Origin of the sequence: Nonomuraea sp. NPDC049607, assembly GCF_040675375.1 — a bacterium.
GTDB lineage: Bacteria > Actinomycetota > Actinomycetes > Streptosporangiales > Streptosporangiaceae > Nonomuraea.
Window position 1 is genome coordinate 150,827 of sequence record NZ_JBFAOV010000008.1, and the last position, 15,640, is coordinate 166,466.

Consider the following 15,640-nt stretch of genomic DNA (forward strand, 5'->3'; position numbering starts at 1 on the left):
GTGACACATGACGTCGAACCGTCACAATGAGGGCGTGCTGGACGCGGCGCGCGCGTGCGTGCTGGCCTACGGCGTGCGCAGGACCACGCTCACGGACGTGGCCAGGCGGGCGGGCGTGTCGCGGATGACGATCTACCGCCGCTGGCCGGACGTGCGCTCGCTGGTCGCCGACCTGATGACGCGGGAGTGGGTCGCGGTGGTGTCGCGGCTCGACCTGTCCGATCCGGTACGCGCGATCGTGGACGGCGTACGCGGGCTGCGCGCGCACCCGCTGTGGCGGAAGATCGTGGAGGCGGACCCGGAGCTGCTGCTGCCGTACCTGCTGGACCGGCGGGGGGCGAGCCACGAAGCGGTGCTGGCCCTGCTGGAGCCGGCCGTCGGCGGTCCGGCCAGGGCGCGGGCCGTGCTGCTGGTGGCCCAGTCGTTCCTGCTGTCGGCCCCCACGATGCTCGACCCCGTGACGCTCGACGACCTGGACGCCGAACTCGCCGCGCTGCTGGAGGCCTACCTTGGATAGCTCGCTGAACGCCCGCAGAAGGTCGTACGAACTGGGCGTGGTCGCCGGGGAGCGGCTCGACGTGCTGGTGGTGGGGCTCGGTGCGACGGGAGCCGGCGCGGCCCTGGACGCCGCCTCCCGCGGCTTGAGGGTAGCCGCGATCGACGCGCACGACCTGGCTTTCGGCACGTCGAGGTGGAGCTCCAAGATGGTCCACGGGGGGCTGCGCTACCTGGCCAAGGGCCAGGTGGACGTGGCCTACGAGAGCGCGGTCGAGCGCGGCATCCTGCTCAGGACGACGGCTCCGCACCTGGTCAAGGCGCATCCGTACCTGCTGCCGCTGACGCCGGCGGTCGACCGGCGGCAGGCCGCCGTGGTGATGGCCGGCTACCGGCTCGGCGACGGGCTGCGGACCGCCGCGCGCACCCCGCGCCGCCTGCTGCCCGGCCCCACGCGGCTCGGCGCGGCGCGCGCCCACACGCTCGCCCCGGTGCTGGCGCGCGACGGCCTGCGCGGCGGCCTGCTGTCGTGGGACGGCCGGCTGCTCGACGACGCCCGCCTGGTCGTGGCGCTGGCCAGGACCGCCGCCGGGCACGGCGCCCGCGTCCTGACCCGCTGCCGGGCCCTGCGGCTCACGGACGAGGGCGCCGAGGTGCGCGACGAGCTGACCGGCGAGCAGTTCACCGTCCGGGCCAGGGCGGTGGTCAACGCGACGGGCGTGTGGGCCGGGCAGCTCGACCCGGCGGTGCGGCTGCGTCCGTCCAGGGGCAGCCACCTCGTGCTCGACGCGGGGACGTTGCCGGGGCTGATCGCCGGCATGCACGTGCCCATTCCCGGAGAGACCAACCGATTCGCGCTCGTACTTCCCCAGGGCGACGGGCGCGTCTACGTCGGGCTGACCGACGAGCCGGTGGACGGGCCGGTGCCCGACGTTCCCGAAGTGCCCGCGGAGGACGTCACAGCGCTCCTGGAGGTGCTGAACGGCATCCTTGAGGTCCAGGTGACCCCTGAGGCGGTCGCGGGCGCGTACGCGGGCCTGAGGCCGCTCCTGGCCGCCGACGGCCGCACGGCGGACCTCTCGCGCCGGCACGCGGTCCTGTCGGACGGCGGCGTGGTCACGGTCGTCGGGGGCAAACTCACCACATACCGGCGAATGGCCGAGGACGCCGTGGACCGGGCAGTCTCCCTCAAAGAGCTCGACGCCGGACCGAGCCGGACGAAGAAGATCCCCCTGGTCGGCGCCGGACCGCAGCCGGGCGGCGTGCCGGCGCGGCTCACCGAGCGGTACGGCAGCGAGGCCGAGGCGGCGTACGAGCTGGTCAAGGCCCATCCGGAAGAGGTCGGGCTCGGCCTGACCAAGGGCGACCTGCTCTGGTCGGTCCGGCACGAGGGCGCGCTGGACGAGGCCGACCTGCTGGACCGAAGGACCAGGATCGGCCTGGTCGCCGCCGACCGCGACCGGGCGCTGCCCGCGACACGCGACGTGCTCGGGATCCGGTGACCCCGCCCCCGAACCCGCCGATGCGTTAGGTTATCCTTACCTAATTCGTCGGGAAGGGGGAGGCGTTGGCGAGGGGCTGCGAGCACATGGCGGGCTGCCACACGGGAGCCATGCCGACCCTGGCCAGCGCCACCGTGGGAGCCAGGCTCTGGCTGCTCGTCGAGTACGACGGCCCCTGGCCCTCCCACCTGGAAAGCTTGCAACTTCCTGAAGAAATCTCCGAACTCGTGCGCCGAGCGCTCGAACGCGGTATCAGGCCCCAGCTCATCAGGCGTCCGGGGAGGCGAACCCGCCAGCGGGACCAGGGAATCCGTGTGCTATTGGCCTACGCGGCGGGCGACCGCCCCTGGTTGGCCCGCGGTGTCGTCGCAGGTCCGGACGATCTTGACCTGGACGCCTTCGTGGCGGGAGTGCTCCCGGAGTCCTGCATACTTGAAGACGAGCCGGTATTTCTGGTCTGCACGCACGCCAAGCGCAATGTGTGCTGCGCCCGCATTGGACTACCCCTCGCTCGGTCGCTGGCCGAATCTTTGCCCGACAGAGTGTGGGAAACGTCACACGTTGGCGGCGATCGCTACGCCGCCAACCTCGTGTGCTTGCCACACGGAATTTTCTACGGCAGCATGTCTCAGGCTGCTGCACTGGCAGCGGCTAACGCGTACCGGTCGGGCGAGGTCATTCTCGACCGTCTCCGGGGGCGCGCAGGCATCCCTGAGCCATTGCAAGCCGTCGAGCATTTTGCCCGAGCCCATACGGGAGAGTGCTCCGTCGGCGCAGTGGCCGTGGAATCCTCCAGGTCGGACGGCGACGTCACCGAAGCAGTCGTGCGCTGCGGAGACGTCCGGTTCCAGGTTGTGGTTGAGCCATCGGCGTTCACAGCGCCGTGTGGTACGGCTTGCGCCGAGACGATCACCACCTACCGGCTGGTTTCGCTGGACAGGCTCACGCCTGTGCGGTACGCCACGCCCGCCCTCGCCTGACTAGGGAACATCACGGCCCGTCCTTGCGTTGGAACAGTGACGCCAAAAGCGTCCAATGCGGCTCAATTACCGAAATACCTCTCACGAAGGTGGTTTTCTCATGTCTCAGGTACGTCGGCAGCTCGCCCGCCCGCGCCCCAGCTGGGGTTGGCAGGATGATGCCGCGTGCCGGGGTGAGGATCTCGTGCTCTTCTTCGGCCCCGACGGGGAGCGGCAGCCCGAGCGTGACGTACGTGAGCGGAAGGCCAAGGCGATCTGCGCCGGGTGCCCTGTCCGCAACGAGTGCCTAGACTACGCGCTGTCCCGGCCGGAGAAGTACGGCACGTGGGGCGGTCTCAACGAGGACGAGCGCGCCAGCGAGCGTCGCCGTCGCATGCGCCGCGCCGCCAGCGCCGGCATCTCCGCCGCCTGACACACCTCGGCAGCATCAACGATCATCGCGTGATCACTCAGTTGTCCCGATGAACCGGAGCCTGGCCTTCCATGTCCAGGCTCTGGCGAACCCGGTCGGGGTAACTGCCTGATCAGGCCCGAGATCGTCATCCCGGACACACCCGGCCACCCCCGCCCGATCCTGGGCAGGGGTGGCCGTCGCGGTTTCCACCGCACCCACCTATTCTCCGGGCATTTCCGTCTTTCCTGCGGACTCGACCTTTCTTCCGAGCGTGTCCGCCTTTCGTGCCGGCTCGGCCTTTCCTCCGAGCTCGGCCGCCTCTTTCCCGGCTCGCCCCTTCCTCCAGGCGGGCCTTTCTTGTGGGCGTACCCGCCTTGGTTTTTCTGCGGGCTTGGGTGTGTTTGCTCCTGGTATGGCCGGTTTCCTGGCGGTTGCCCGTTGTTCGGAATGCCGTCATGTGGCGCCTCTAGCGTGCCCGCCATGAGACGCATCACCACCTTGACGTGCGCGGCGGCCATGACGCTCGCCCTCGCCGCCCCCGCCACGGCCGCCCTGGCCGACCCCGCTCAGCCCGAGGGCCGGGGCAGCGCGACGTTCGGCCGCGCCACGCTCACCGGCTTCGCCGCGCTTCCCGCCCAGACCTACGTCCCCCGGAGCGAGCCGTCGGGCTCGCTGCTCGGCACCGCGCCGGTCAACGGCGTCACCCCGCCCTTCCCCGGCCAGCCCGTGCAGGGCTTCAGCGGCATCGCCCGCCGCCACGACGGCAGCTTCGACGTGCTGTCCGACAACGGCTTCGGCAACAAGGCCAACAGCGCCGACTTCCTCCTGCGCGTGCACAACGTCAAGCCGGACTTCGACGCCAGGACGGTCGAGGTGCTCGGCGGCTTCAACCTCACCGATCCGCGCGGGCTCGTCCCATTCGCCCTGACCCGCCCGGACCGTACGCTGACCGGCTCCGACTTCGACGTCGAGTCGATCGTGCGCGCCACGGACGGCACGTACTGGATCGGCGACGAGTTCGGCCCGTTCCTGCTGCACTTCGACCGCAAGGGCCGGCTGCTCGACGCCCCGATCGAACTGCCCGGCGTCAAGGCCCCCGAGAACCCCTACCTGAACGGCGGCCGTCCCAACCTGGCCAGCAGCAAGGGCTTCGAGGGCATGGCCAGGTCGGTGGACGGCCGCAGGCTCTACCCGCTGCTCGAAGGCACGGTGAACGGCGACCCGGCGGGCACTCTGCGGATGAACGAGTTCGACCTACGCAAGCGCGCATACACCGGGCGCACGTGGACGTACCGGCTGGAGGACCCCTCGCACTCCATCGGCGACGCCGTCGCCGTGGACGAGAACCGCTTCCTGATCATCGAGCGGGACAACCTTCAGGGCGACGCCGCCAAGGTCAAGCGCGTCTACCTGGCCGACACGCGGGACCGGGACCACGACGGCGCACTGGACAAGACGCAGGTGGCCGACCTGCTCGACCTGGCCGACCCGCGCGGCCTCGGCGGCACGCCCGGCACGTTCCGGTTCCCGTTCCAGACCATCGAGGACGTGGTCGTGCTCGACGACCGCACCCTGGCCCTCCTGGACGACAACAACTTCCCCTTCTCCAGCGGCCGCACGCCGGGTCGTCCCGACGACAACGAGTTCATCACCGTCCGCCTCTCGCGCGGCCTTCAGGCGGATCCGCGAATTTTTCGTTAGAGGCATGTAGAGAGGCGCGGGCCGGCTCCGACCTCCTGGTGACACAAGCACGAAGAAGGAGTCCGGCAATGCAGTCCACGCTTCAGACCGTCACCTCGGCCGACGGCACCCGCATCGCGTTCGAGAGCGGCGGCGACGGCCACCCGGTGATCCTGGTGGGCGGCGCGTTCAACGACCGCACCACCGTCGCCGCCCTCGCCGCCGCGCTCGCCCCCGGCTTCCGCGCGATCGCCTACGACCGCCGCGGCCGGGGCGGCAGCGGCGACGCGCCCGCCTACGCCGTCGAGCGCGAGATCGAGGACCTCGCGGCGCTGATCGAGCACGCGGGCGGCTCGGCGAGCGTCTTCGGCCACTCCTCCGGCGCCATCCTCGCGCTGGAGGCCGCCGCGTACGGGCTGCCGATCGCCCGCCTGGCCGTCTACGAGCCGCCGTACGTCGTGGACGGCGCCCGCACCCCTCCCGGGGACGACTTCGCCGAGCGCCTGCGCGCCCTCATCGCGCAGGACCGCCGCGACGACGCCGTGGCGCTGTTCCTGACCGAGGGCGTCGACGTGCCGGAGGAGACCGTGGCGGGCATGCGCTCGGAGGGCGTGTGGGGCTGGTTCACCGGCCTGGCGCACACGCTCCCCTACGACGCCGCCGTGTGCGGTCCGGGGCAGCTCCCGCCGGTCGAGCGGCTGTCCCGGATCACCGTGCCCACCCTGGCGATCGGCGGCGACCAGTCTCCGAAGTGGATGCTCGACGCCGTACGGGCGGTCGCCGAGGCCGTGCCGGGCGCGCGGCACCTGGTGCTTCCCGGCGAGGACCACGGCGTGCTCGGCCGGCCCGAGGCGCTGCGTCCGGTCCTGGCGGATTTCCTGTCCTGAGCGGGATCATCCGCTCGCGCGGCTTCTGCCGAGGGCGTCCCGCAGCTCCGCCGCCGCCGCGGGGGTCAGCAGGGGGTGGGAGTAGAGGTCGAGCAGGGTGAGTGCGAGCAGGTGGGCGCCCTCGGGGCTGAACACGTCCACGCCCAGGCCGCGGGAGACGTGCTTGTGCAGGACGCCGATCGACAGCGACATGGCCGTGGACACCGTCGCGCGGGCCTTGCGGCCGGCGAACGGCTCGTCCGTGCGGGTCTCGTCGAGCTCTTCGAGCCACCGCTCGCTCAGCTCGGCGATGCCGTCGAACAGCGGCTCCGCCCAGCCCTCGGCCAGCGCCCGCGCCACGTACAGCCGGTAGGGCGCCAGCGCGTCGAGCGCGGCGGCCACGGGGTTGCTCCCGGCGGGCACGGCCCCGGCGCGGACGTCGCCCTCGATGCGCCGGACGATCCTGATCAGGTGCTCGTCGCACGCCTCGCGCAGCGCCCGCTTGGAGCCGAAGTGGTGGCGCAGCAGCCCCGGGGACACGCCCGCGGTCTCGGCGATGGCCCGGGTCGTGGCCCCCTCGAAGCCGTGCTCGCCGAAGTGCAGCAGCGCCGCCTCCCTGATGCGGGCGCGCGCGGTGAGGTCTTCGGGCTCGGTCATGCGGTACGGCTCCCGTCCGGACGTGCGGATCGTGACGACCCTACACGCGGACGCACGAAGCGGACGGAGATAAGGTGCGCCCTATGCCGGATTCACCACTCGTGACCGCGGACGACCTCGACGAGGCCGTCGCCCTCGCCGTCGACACCCTGCGGGACGCGCCGCCGCAGGCGTGGGAGGAGCAGGCGGGCTCGCTGGAGTGGACCTGCTGGGAGACCGTCGAGCATCTCGCCGACGACCTGTTCTCCTACGCCGCCCAGCTCGGGCTCAGGGTGCCGCCGCTGGACACGTACGTGCCCTTCGCGCTGGACCGGCGCAGGCCCGGCGGCCCGAACAACGCCGTCCACGCCGACCGCGCGGCCGGGCCCGTCGGGCTGCTGCAGGTGCTCCAGGCCAGCGGCGCGCTGTTGTCGGCCATGGTCCGCACCGCGCCGCCGGGGGCCGGAGGTCATCACATCTTCGGCACGGGGGACGCGACGGCGTTCGCCGCGATGGGCCTGGTGGAAACGCTCGTGCATATGCACGACGTGTCCGCTGGGCTCGGCCTGGCCTGGGAGCCGTCCGCGGATCTGTGCTCGCGGGTGCTGGCCCGCCTGTTCCCCGACGCCCCCGTGGACACCGCCCCGTGGGCCACGCTGCTGTGGACGACCGGCCGCGGCGAGCTGCCCGGACGCCCGCGCCTGCCCCGGTGGCGCTGGTACAACGAACCCCGCTGATCAGACGATCAGGTCGTCGAACTCCCCGTCCTTGGCCCCGAGGACGAATGCGCTGATCTCGGCCTGCGTGTACACCAGCGCGGGGCCGTCGGGGAACCTGGAGTTGCGCATGGCGATCTCCCCCGTGGGCAGGCCCGCGACCTCGACGCAGTTGCCGTTGGGGTTGCTGCGCCTGCTCTTGCGCCATACGACGGGGAGGTGACCGGCGGGGGTTCCGTTCCGGAACTCGTGCATGGGGGACAGCTCCTAGCGATCTTACGGATGCACGTGCATCCGCGTTTGCGCTGACCATACGACAGCACGACAGACTCCATATACCGGATGCCCAAAAATCCGACTATGGAGTGGATCACAGGAGTTTCAGCAGCTCATCCGGAAATGAACTGTTCCAGAAAGCGCCTCGTCTGCTTCGGCTCCAGCGCCTGGATGCTCAGCCGGTCCATGACCTCCATGAAGTGGTCGGAGTCTGCCGGCTTGTCCAGATAGAGGGCGCTGGTGAGCTGCTCCATGTAGACCACGTCGGGCAGCTCGCGCTCGGGGAAGCGCAGGATGCTGAACGAGCCGCCGGCCGCCGCGTGCCCACCGCTCTCGAACGGCACCACCTGGACGGTGACGTTGCGCTCCTCCGTGGCGTCGAGCAGGTGGCGGACCTGCTCGCGCATGACCTCGGCCCCGCCGAGCGGCCTGCGCAGGACGGCCTCGTCGATCACGGCCCAGAGCTTGAGCCCGCTCTCCAGCCGCCTCTGCCGGGTGGTGCGCAGGGTGACGCGGCGGTCGAGCTCGGAGTCGAGCGCCTTCTCGTTGCCGAGCCGGATGACCGCCTTGGCGTAGGCGGGCGTCTGCAGGAGGCCGGGGATGAACTGGTTCTCGAACGTGCGGATGGCGGAGGCGGCGCCCTCCAGGCCGATGTAGACCTCGAACCAGCCGGGGAGCAGGTCGCCGTACTTGTGCCACCAGCCGGGGGCGTTGGCCTGCAGGGCCAGGGCGAGCAGCGGCTCCCGGTCGTCGGGATCGGTGACGCCGTAGAGGGTGAGCAGGTCGGCGACGTCCCGCTGCTTGAAGCTGACCTGCCCGAGCTCAAGTCGGCTGATCTTCGCATGAGATGCGCGAATGGAGTATCCGGCATCCTCTCGGGAGATTCCCTTCTCGGTACGGAGTCTGCGCAGTTGCGTACCCAGCAGGATCCGCAGCACCGTCGGGCTTCCCGGCGAGTAGCTGAGAAGCTTTCCCTCCGCGCTCTGTGCGCTCACTCGACCGCTCCTAGATCATCTGCACGTGCAGATGGTATTCGCATCGGTAAAACACGAAAAGTCTTGCATCAATAACCACACCCCGTAAAGATGGGCACTGGATCACCAGACCGCGCTTCGGGGGCCAGGATGACGACTTTCGACGCTCGGCCGCAAGCCGCCATAGGTTCCGGGCCACCAGGGTGGCTCGCCTCCATTCTGGTGGATGGGCGGGCCGGACCGTGCGACGCGGTGTTCCCGTTCCACGAAAGCACCGCGTCCGAGCCGGGGTGCGTGGCGATGGCCCGGCGTTTCGTGGACCAGACCCTCACCTCGTGGGCCGTCGCCGACGTGGCCTTCGACATGCAGCTGGTGGTCTCCGAGCTGGTCACGAACGCGATGCGGCACGGCGGCGGGGCCGTACAGCTGCGGCTGCTCTTCCGGCGGCCCGAGCTGGCCTGCGTGGTGACCGACCACAGCCAGACCGTCCCGGTGGCGGCGCAGACCGACGTGTTCGCCGAGTTCGGGCGCGGGTTGCGGCTGGTGGACGCGCTCTGCAGCGCATGGGGCTGGTTCGCCCCCGGCGGCTCCAGGAAGCTGGTGTGGGCGGTCCTGTCCACCTAGGCACCAGCCTGAGCGTCGGTGTCCGGTAGGGGTCACCTCCGGTCCAGGAGGTCCAGCACGTCGGTGTCGGTGAGCTGGTCGAAGTGCTCGTACCACTGGCCGACCGCTCTGAAGTCGACCGGGGTCAGCAGCACCACCACCTCGTCGGCCTCCGCCCGCATCATCCTGACGGTGTCCTCGGCGCCGACCGGCACGGCCAGCGTCACCTTGGCGGGACCGGCCGCGGCGACCGCGCGCAGGGCCGCCCTCGCGGTGACGCCCGTGGCCAGGCCGTCGTCCACGACGATCACCTCGCGACCGGCCAGCGGCGGCAACGGCCGGCCGCCCCGGTACACCTCCACCCTCCTGGCCAGCTCGTGCCGCTCCCGCTCGACCACGCCGGCCACGTCCTCGGGCGTCATGCCCAGCCGGTCGAGCATCGTCAGGTCGAACACCGGCTCGCCGCCCTCGGCGATCGCCCCCACCCCCAGCTCGGGCGCCGGCGGGTAGCCGATCTTCCGGGTGACGAGCACGTCCAGCTCCCCGCCGAGCCGTCGTACGACGGGCACGGCCACGGCGACCCCGCCGCGCGGCAACGCCAGCACGACGGGGTCGTTCACCTCCGGCAGCCGCTCGGCCAGCAACGCCCCGGCCTCGGCCCGATCCGCGAACAGCTCCATGACCTGTGCCTACCCCCACAACCCGCCCTACTCGCCCCCACCCCAGGAGGCGGAAGGGGGGCGGGCTCGCCCCCACCTCCCGCACCGAGCGGAACAGAAGGTGCGCCCGGCCCCACCTCCCGCACCAACCGGAACGAGAGGTAGGCCCGGCCACACCTTCCGCGTCAGGCAGGGCGGGAGGTGGGCTCGGGGTCAGGGGCGGTTGCGGTTGGAGCGGCGCATCTCCTTGTGGATGATCTTCCATTTGTTCTGCTGCTCCTTGCGCAGCCGCGCGTCCGTACGGGACGCCATCCACGCGGCCTCGCGTTGCAGCTTGCGCCAGCTCTGCAGCCGGCGCTCGGGCAGCTCGCCGCTCTCCATGGCGTCCAGGACCGCGCAGCCCGGCTCGCTCACGTGCCCGCAGTCGGCGAACCGGCACCCCTGGGCCAGCTTCTCGATGTCGGAGAAGACGAGATCCACGCCCTCCCCGATGTCGTAGAGGCCGATGCGCCGGATGCCCGGGGTGTCGATGATCAGGCCGCCGCCGGGCAACGGGATCAGCTCCCGGTGGACGGTCGTGTGCCGCCCGCGCCCGTCGGCCGCCCGGACCTGCTGGGTGTCCATCGCGCCCATGCCGGCCAGCGCGTTGACCAGCGTGGACTTGCCCGCGCCGGACGGCCCGAGCACGACCGCCGTACGGGAGCCGTGCAGGTAGCTCGCGGCCAGCGAGACCCCCTCCCCCAGCAGCGAGGAGACGGCGTGCACGTCGATGCCCGGCGCGGCGGCGCGTACGTCGGCCATCAGCTCGTCGAGCCCGGCCTCGAACAGGTCGGACTTGGTCACCAGCACGACGGGCGTGCCGCCGGACTCCCAGGCCAGCGCCACCAGACGCTCGATACGGCCCAGGTCGGCGAAGTCGGTCGCGTGCATGGACGGCTCGGCCACGAAGACGACGTCGACGTTGGCCGCCAGCACCTGGCCCTGACCGTCGCCGGACAGGCCGCCGACCGAGTCGCGGCTCACGCCGCCCCGGACGAACGCGGTGGTTCTGGAAAGCACCTGGTCGAGCTCGTACCGGCCTTCGGGCAGCCATCTGAGCGCGGCCCAGTCGCCGACGCACGGCAGGGCCACCGGGTCGTCGGCGGAGGAACGGCGCACGCGGGCGCCGTACTTGACGTGGTGCTGCCCGTCGGCGGCGATCACCTCGGCGGCGCCGCGGTCGACGCGGGCCACCCGCGCCGGGACGGTGTCAGCGGGAAGCTCGGCGGCGCGCAGGTCGGTCCAGCCGAGCAGGGAAAGATCGTGAGACAAGACGGTGAAACCTTTGATCGAGAAGGAAACGGGCAGCTCAGACGAGCCCCCGGAGGTAGAGGGACGGCAGACGGAAAAGAACGACCCGCATGGTCCTCACCTCCTCGATCGGTTGCGCAAGCGACTCTAACCACCTGTCCCGGGCGATGCAATCGGATTATCTTCGCCGATCCGTTGAACCCTGCCAGGGCGGCCGAGCGTACTCCCTCCCGACGGACGCGAGAAAGGGGAATGATGCGGATCAGCACGTATCCCCCGCCCTCGGCGGAGGACGCGGCCCCGGCGGGCAAGACGCGCCTACGCCACTTGATCCGGCGGGTGCGGCCGGACGACGAGGTGGTCGTGTCCGCGCTCTACCGGGAGTACCACCGGCCGCTGCTGGCCTTCGTGGTACGCCTGACGGCGGGCGACCGGCAGTGGGCGGAAGACGTGGTGCAGGAGACGATGATCCGGGCCTGGCGCAGCGCCGAGCGGCTGGACCCCGACTCGGTCTCGCTCATGCCATGGCTCGCCACCGTGGCCAGACGTATCGTGATCGATGACCGGCGGCGCAGAGAGGCGCGTCCGCCGGAATCGGGCGACGGCGCGCTGGACAGCGTGCCGGTGCCGGACGAGTTGGAGGGGCTGCTGCACCAGGTGGTCGTGTCAGAGGCGCTGAAGGCGTTGTCACCGGCGCACCGCGAGATCCTGAACGAGACGATCCTGCGGGACCGGTCGGTCAACGACGCCGCGGCGGCGCTCGGCATCCCGGTGGGCACGGTGAAGTCCCGGGTCTACTACGCGGTCCGCGCGCTGCGGGTCGCGCTGGAGGAGCGGGGGGTGACGGCGTGAGCCCGGGAGTCGAGCACACCGACGTGGGCGCCTACGCCCTCGGCCTGCTGGAGGCGGACGACCGGGTGGCCTTCGAGGCCCACCTGCGCACCTGCCCCTCCTGCCGCTTCGAGCTGTCGGACCTCGCGGGGGTCGCCGGCATGCTGCACGGCCTCGGCCCCGTGGAGGACGCCGGCCCTCCTCCCGATGAGGGGCAGGCCGCCGTGGTCGACCTGCTCCGCCGTAAGAAGGCGGCCGACCGGCGGTCGCGCAGGGGCACGTTCCTGCTCGGGATGGCGGCGGCGGTCGCGCTGGCGGCCGGCGGGCTGACCGTCGGCACACAGCTCACCGGCGGCGGCGACCCGCCGCAGGCCATGGCGGGGCGCACCGACCACATGGGCCCGGCCGAGCAGTTCTACGCCGACGGCACGCCGATCGCGGGCAAGGGCGTCGACGGGGTGTCGGGCGGCCTGGTGGTGGAGTCGAAGGCCTGGGGCACGCACGCGGCGCTCAAGCTGTCGGGGGTGAAGGGGCCGCTGGAGTGCGAGCTGGTGTCGGTGGGCAAGTCGGGCGAGCGGCGCGTGATGACCGGCTGGGCGGTTCCGGCGCCGGGCTACGGGGTGCCGGGCTCGCCGGCCCCGCTCTACATGCACGGCGGCAGCGCGACGCCGCTGAAGGAGATCGACCGCTTCGAGGTGGTCACCAGGACGGGCACGACCCTGCTCACCGTCAAGACCTGAGCCCCGCTTCGGTGAAGGCCCTTCCGCCGACGCGGGAGGGCCTTCGGCGCGTTCACGAGGACGCGCGGTCGGCGGTGACGACGGCGTCGAGCAGGCCGGGGAACGCCTGGTCGAACTCGGCCCTGCGCAGGGTGTTCATGCGCGAGGTGCCGACGTAGTGCTGGCGGATGAGGCCGGCCTCGCGCAGCACGCGGAAGTGGTGGGTGGCGGTGGACTTGCTCACGGAGATGTCGAACCCACCGCAGCTGATGTCGGCGGGGGCGTCGCTGAGCTGGGTGACGATGCTGCGCCGGACCGGGTCGACGAGGGCTTCGAGCACCCGCTGGAGGGTGACTTCGCGCAGGTCGGGGTGGTCCGGGGTGCGGTCGGCGTCCATGGGGCCATAGTACGACAATCATCGAAGTTTGACGACGGTCGTACTTTGGCGGTTGAATGACGGCCTCTGACGCGGAAGGACGAAGTGATGACCAGGACGGTGCTGTTCCACGAGCTCGGCGGGCCCGAGGTGCTGAGGCTGGAGGACGTGGCGGCCGGCGAGCCGGGGCCGGGCGAGGTGCGGATCCGGGTGGAGGCGATCGGGCTCAACCGGTCCGAGGCGCTGTTCCGCAGCGGGCACTACATCGAGCCCGTACGGCGTTTCCCCGCCCGGCTGGGCACCGAGGCCGCCGGCGTGGTCGAGGCGGTGGGCGCGGGCGTCACGGGGCTGGAGGCCGGCCGGCCGGTGAGCACAGTGCCGGCGTTCTCGCAGAACGACTACGGCGTGTACGCCGGGCGGGCCGTCGTGCCGGCGGCGGCGGTGCTGCCCCGTCCCGAGGGGGTGGGCCCGGTGGAGGGCGCGGCGGTGTGGATGCCGTACGTGACGGCCTATGGCGCGCTGGTGGAGGTGGGCGGGATGCGTCCCGGTGACACGGTCGTGCTGAACGCCGCCTCCAGCAGCGTCGGCCTGGCCGCCATCCGGGTCGCCGACCGGGTGGGCGCCACGCCGATCGCCCTCACCCGTACCGCCGCCAAGAAGGAGGCGCTGCTGAAGGAGGGCGCGGCCGAGGTGATCGTCACCGAGGAGGAGGACGTCACCGAACGGGTGCTGGCGGCGACGGGCGGGCGCGGGGCCGAGTTCGTGTTCGACGCCGTGGCCGGGCCGGGCGTGACGGACCTGGCCAGGGTGGTCGCCCCCGAGGGCCTGCTCCTGGTGTACGGCGCGCTGAGCGGCCGGCCGACGCCCTACCCGGCGATCGACCTGGGCATGCCGGCGCTGAACATGCGGACGTACACGATGCACGAGACGACGCGGGTGCCCGAACGGCTGCGGCGGGCGGCGGCGTTCGTGGCGTCGGGGCTGCGTTCCGGGGCCTTCCGGGCGGTGGTGGATCGCACGTTCGACCTGGAGGAGATCGTCGAGGCCCACCGGCACCTGGAGTCGAACGCGCAGTTCGGCAAGATCGTGGTGACGGTCCGGCAGTGACCGTTCCGCGGGACGGTTGAACCTCGGACGGGCCGGGCCCCGTACAGCCTGGAGTACACGCCGCTCCGTCCAGGGGCGGTCGCCCGATGCCGGTCAGGGGCGATTCGGTCCGCCCCCGCCGGCCGTGCCGGCCGGTCCACGCGGACCGGCCACCGCGACGGGGGAACTCCGGCCCCCGCTCGCGACCGGCGCCCCGCCGCACACCGGGAGCCCGTGCGGCGGGGCGTCCGGCCGTCCGCCGTCAGCGGCGGGACGGGCCGGGCGCCGGATCAGGACAGGCCGGGCGCGGGGAACTGGGCGGTCAGCTCGCTGACCTCGTGGTGGACGCGGGTGATGACGTCCTCGGCGTCGCCCTTGGCCAGGGCCGTGACGACCTCGTCCATCCAGGCGCCGATCTGCCGCATCTCGGCCTCGCCCATGCCGCGCGAGGTGACCGACGGGGTGCCGATGCGGATGCCCGACGGGTCGAACGGCTTGCGGGTGTCGAACGGCACCGCGTTGTAGTTGGTCTCCAGGCCGGCCCGGTCGAGCGCCTGGGCGGCGGGCTTGCCGCCGATGCCCTTGGGCGTCAGGTCGAGCAGGATCAGGTGGTTGTCGGTGCCGCCGGAGACCAGGTCGAAGCCCCGGCTGGACAGCTCTTCGGCCAGGGCCTTGGCGTTGGCGACGACCTGATGGGCGTAGTCGCGGAAGGACGGCTGGGCGGCCTCGTGCAGCGCGACGGCGATGGCGGCGGTGGTGTGGTTGTGCGGGCCGCCCTGGAGGCCGGGGAAGACGGCCTTGTTGAGCGCGGTGGCGTGCTCGTCGCTGGTGGCCATGAGCATGGCGCCGCGCGGGCCGCGCAGCGTCTTGTGGGTGGTCGTGGAGATCACGTCGGCGTGACCCACCGGGGACGGGTGGGCGCCGCCCGCGACCAGGCCGGCGATGTGCGCGATGTCGGCCGCGAGCACGGCGCCGACCTCGCGGGCGATGGAGGCGAAGCCCTCGAAGTCGATCGTGCGCGGGATCGCGGTGCCGCCGCAGAAGATCAGCTTCGGCCGGTGCTCCAGAGCCAGCTCGCGGACCTCGTCGAGGTCGACGCGGCCGGTGTCCCGGCGCACGCCGTAGCGGACCGGGTTGAACCACTTGCCGGTGGCCGAGACCGACCAGCCGTGGGTCAGGTGGCCGCCGAACGGCAGGCCCATGCCGAGCACGGTGTCGCCGGGCTGCAGGAAGGCCAGGTAGACGGCCAGGTTGGCGGGCGAGCCCGAGTACGGCTGGACGTTGGCGTGGTTGACGCCGAACACGCCCTTGGCCCGCTCGATCGCCAGCGTCTCGATCTGGTCGATGACCTGCTGGCCCTCGTAGTAGCGCTTGCCCGCGTAGCCCTCGGAGTACTTGTTGGTCAGCACCGTGCCGGTCGCTTCGAGCACGGCCTTGGACACGTAGTTCTCGGACGCGATCAGTTTGACGGTGTCGGCCTGGCGGCGCTCCTCCGCCTTGATGAGCTCGGCGAGCTGCGGGTCGGCGCTAGCAAGAGAACTCATGACTCCCCTGTCA

General features: G+C 71.7%; 18 protein-coding genes. 11 read left to right on the forward strand and 7 right to left on the reverse strand.

Annotated elements, in window-relative coordinates; genetic code table 11:
• Window positions 1-7 precede the first annotated feature (7 nt).
• The 6 genes from AB0J97_RS18270 to AB0J97_RS18295 all read left to right on the forward strand — a co-directional run bounded on the left by AB0J97_RS18270 (window position 8) and on the right by AB0J97_RS18295 (window position 5,938).
• Complete coding sequence (locus tag AB0J97_RS18270; protein ID WP_357698184.1) at window positions 8-517, forward strand: helix-turn-helix domain-containing protein; 510 nt, start codon at window positions 8-10, stop codon at window positions 515-517.
• Window positions 510-1,997 carry a glycerol-3-phosphate dehydrogenase/oxidase gene (locus AB0J97_RS18275; RefSeq protein WP_364089875.1) on the forward strand — a complete coding sequence of 496 codons (1,488 nt, stop codon included), beginning with the start codon at window positions 510-512 and terminating at the stop codon, window positions 1,995-1,997. Before AB0J97_RS18270 ends, AB0J97_RS18275 begins: the two co-directional genes overlap by 8 nt.
• A gap of 110 nt (window positions 1,998-2,107) precedes the next feature.
• Window positions 2,108-2,977, forward strand: coding sequence for a sucrase ferredoxin (locus tag AB0J97_RS18280; protein WP_364089878.1), 870 nt, complete (start codon window positions 2,108-2,110; stop codon window positions 2,975-2,977).
• 100 nt (window positions 2,978-3,077) lie between these two features.
• Complete coding sequence (locus AB0J97_RS18285) at window positions 3,078-3,389, forward strand: WhiB family transcriptional regulator (RefSeq protein WP_125634885.1); 312 nt, start codon at window positions 3,078-3,080, stop codon at window positions 3,387-3,389.
• 462 nt (window positions 3,390-3,851) lie between these two features.
• Window positions 3,852-5,072: an esterase-like activity of phytase family protein gene (locus tag AB0J97_RS18290; RefSeq protein ID WP_364089881.1), complete on the forward strand. Its 1,221-nt coding sequence runs from the start codon at window positions 3,852-3,854 to the stop codon at window positions 5,070-5,072.
• 68 nt (window positions 5,073-5,140) lie between these two features.
• Complete coding sequence (locus tag AB0J97_RS18295; protein WP_364089884.1) at window positions 5,141-5,938, forward strand: alpha/beta hydrolase; 798 nt, start codon at window positions 5,141-5,143, stop codon at window positions 5,936-5,938.
• A 6-nt stretch (window positions 5,939-5,944) separates the two neighbouring features.
• Here the strand turns inward: AB0J97_RS18295 and AB0J97_RS18300 are convergent, their stop codons facing one another.
• Window positions 5,945-6,574 carry a helix-turn-helix domain-containing protein gene (locus AB0J97_RS18300; protein WP_364089887.1) on the reverse strand — a complete coding sequence of 210 codons (630 nt, stop codon included), beginning with the start codon at window positions 6,572-6,574 and terminating at the stop codon, window positions 5,945-5,947.
• Window positions 6,575-6,657: 83 nt separating this feature from the next.
• On the opposite strand from AB0J97_RS18300, the gene AB0J97_RS18305 reads away from it, so the two are divergent.
• Complete coding sequence (locus AB0J97_RS18305; RefSeq protein ID WP_364089890.1) at window positions 6,658-7,290, forward strand: hypothetical protein; 633 nt, start codon at window positions 6,658-6,660, stop codon at window positions 7,288-7,290.
• Here AB0J97_RS18305 and AB0J97_RS18310 read toward each other — a convergent pair whose 3' ends face one another.
• Together AB0J97_RS18310 and AB0J97_RS18315 are read right to left on the reverse strand one after the other, a co-directional pair.
• Entirely contained in the window at window positions 7,291-7,524 is a 234-nt protein-coding gene (locus AB0J97_RS18310) for a DUF397 domain-containing protein (protein WP_352327185.1), read from the reverse strand.
• Window positions 7,525-7,658: 134 nt separating this feature from the next.
• On the reverse strand, window positions 7,659-8,540 hold the full coding sequence (locus AB0J97_RS18315) for a helix-turn-helix transcriptional regulator (protein ID WP_357698171.1): 882 nt from the start codon (window positions 8,538-8,540) through the stop codon (window positions 7,659-7,661).
• A gap of 231 nt (window positions 8,541-8,771) precedes the next feature.
• Between AB0J97_RS18315 and AB0J97_RS18320 the strand changes: the two genes are divergently transcribed.
• A complete protein-coding gene (locus AB0J97_RS18320; protein WP_364089894.1) occupies window positions 8,772-9,143 on the forward strand; it encodes an ATP-binding protein in 372 nt (123 codons plus the stop codon).
• A 32-nt stretch (window positions 9,144-9,175) separates the two neighbouring features.
• Here AB0J97_RS18320 and AB0J97_RS18325 read toward each other — a convergent pair whose 3' ends face one another.
• Window positions 9,176-9,802: a phosphoribosyltransferase family protein gene (locus tag AB0J97_RS18325; protein WP_364089897.1), complete on the reverse strand. Its 627-nt coding sequence runs from the start codon at window positions 9,800-9,802 to the stop codon at window positions 9,176-9,178.
• Between the two features lie 192 nt (window positions 9,803-9,994).
• Window positions 9,995-11,092: a ribosome small subunit-dependent GTPase A gene (rsgA, locus tag AB0J97_RS18330; protein ID WP_364089900.1), complete on the reverse strand. Its 1,098-nt coding sequence runs from the start codon at window positions 11,090-11,092 to the stop codon at window positions 9,995-9,997.
• 342 nt (window positions 11,093-11,434) lie between these two features.
• Here rsgA and AB0J97_RS18335 point away from each other — a divergent pair, with 342 nt between their 5' ends.
• Together AB0J97_RS18335 and AB0J97_RS18340 are read left to right on the forward strand one after the other, a co-directional pair.
• On the forward strand, window positions 11,435-11,923 hold the full coding sequence (locus AB0J97_RS18335; protein ID WP_357698304.1) for a sigma-70 family RNA polymerase sigma factor: 489 nt from the start codon (window positions 11,435-11,437) through the stop codon (window positions 11,921-11,923).
• Window positions 11,920-12,642 (forward strand): zf-HC2 domain-containing protein, encoded by a 723-nt coding sequence (locus AB0J97_RS18340; RefSeq protein ID WP_364089903.1) that lies wholly within the window; start codon window positions 11,920-11,922, stop codon window positions 12,640-12,642. Before AB0J97_RS18335 ends, AB0J97_RS18340 begins: the two co-directional genes overlap by 4 nt.
• A gap of 52 nt (window positions 12,643-12,694) precedes the next feature.
• Here AB0J97_RS18340 and AB0J97_RS18345 read toward each other — a convergent pair whose 3' ends face one another.
• Complete coding sequence (locus AB0J97_RS18345; protein WP_357698162.1) at window positions 12,695-13,018, reverse strand: helix-turn-helix domain-containing protein; 324 nt, start codon at window positions 13,016-13,018, stop codon at window positions 12,695-12,697.
• Between the two features lie 87 nt (window positions 13,019-13,105).
• On the opposite strand from AB0J97_RS18345, the gene AB0J97_RS18350 reads away from it, so the two are divergent.
• Window positions 13,106-14,104 (forward strand): zinc-dependent alcohol dehydrogenase family protein, encoded by a 999-nt coding sequence (locus tag AB0J97_RS18350; protein WP_364089906.1) that lies wholly within the window; start codon window positions 13,106-13,108, stop codon window positions 14,102-14,104.
• A 269-nt stretch (window positions 14,105-14,373) separates the two neighbouring features.
• Here AB0J97_RS18350 and glyA read toward each other — a convergent pair whose 3' ends face one another.
• Window positions 14,374-15,627, reverse strand: a complete 1,254-nt coding sequence (glyA, locus tag AB0J97_RS18355; protein WP_364089909.1) for a serine hydroxymethyltransferase — start codon at window positions 15,625-15,627, stop codon at window positions 14,374-14,376.
• Between the last annotated feature and the right edge of the window lie 13 nt (window positions 15,628-15,640).

Bases quoted from the DNA above. Each gene is read 5' to 3' on its own strand.
- glyA (WP_364089909.1), bottom strand. From the start codon at position 15,627: ATGAGTTCTCTTGCTAGCGCCGACCCGCAGCTCGCCGAGCTCATCAAG.
- AB0J97_RS18325 (WP_364089897.1), bottom strand. From the start codon at position 9,802: ATGGAGCTGTTCGCGGATCGGGCCGAGGCCGGGGCGTTGCTGGCCGAG.
- AB0J97_RS18285 (WP_125634885.1), top strand. From the start codon at position 3,078: ATGTCTCAGGTACGTCGGCAGCTCGCCCGCCCGCGCCCCAGCTGGGGT.
- AB0J97_RS18270 (WP_357698184.1), top strand. From the start codon at position 8: ATGACGTCGAACCGTCACAATGAGGGCGTGCTGGACGCGGCGCGCGCG.
- AB0J97_RS18305 (WP_364089890.1), top strand. From the start codon at position 6,658: ATGCCGGATTCACCACTCGTGACCGCGGACGACCTCGACGAGGCCGTC.
- AB0J97_RS18280 (WP_364089878.1), top strand. From the start codon at position 2,108: ATGCCGACCCTGGCCAGCGCCACCGTGGGAGCCAGGCTCTGGCTGCTC.
- AB0J97_RS18300 (WP_364089887.1), bottom strand. From the start codon at position 6,574: ATGACCGAGCCCGAAGACCTCACCGCGCGCGCCCGCATCAGGGAGGCG.
- AB0J97_RS18290 (WP_364089881.1), top strand. From the start codon at position 3,852: ATGAGACGCATCACCACCTTGACGTGCGCGGCGGCCATGACGCTCGCC.
- AB0J97_RS18350 (WP_364089906.1), top strand. From the start codon at position 13,106: ATGACCAGGACGGTGCTGTTCCACGAGCTCGGCGGGCCCGAGGTGCTG.
- AB0J97_RS18310 (WP_352327185.1), bottom strand. From the start codon at position 7,524: ATGCACGAGTTCCGGAACGGAACCCCCGCCGGTCACCTCCCCGTCGTA.
- AB0J97_RS18345 (WP_357698162.1), bottom strand. From the start codon at position 13,018: ATGGACGCCGACCGCACCCCGGACCACCCCGACCTGCGCGAAGTCACC.
- AB0J97_RS18295 (WP_364089884.1), top strand. From the start codon at position 5,141: ATGCAGTCCACGCTTCAGACCGTCACCTCGGCCGACGGCACCCGCATC.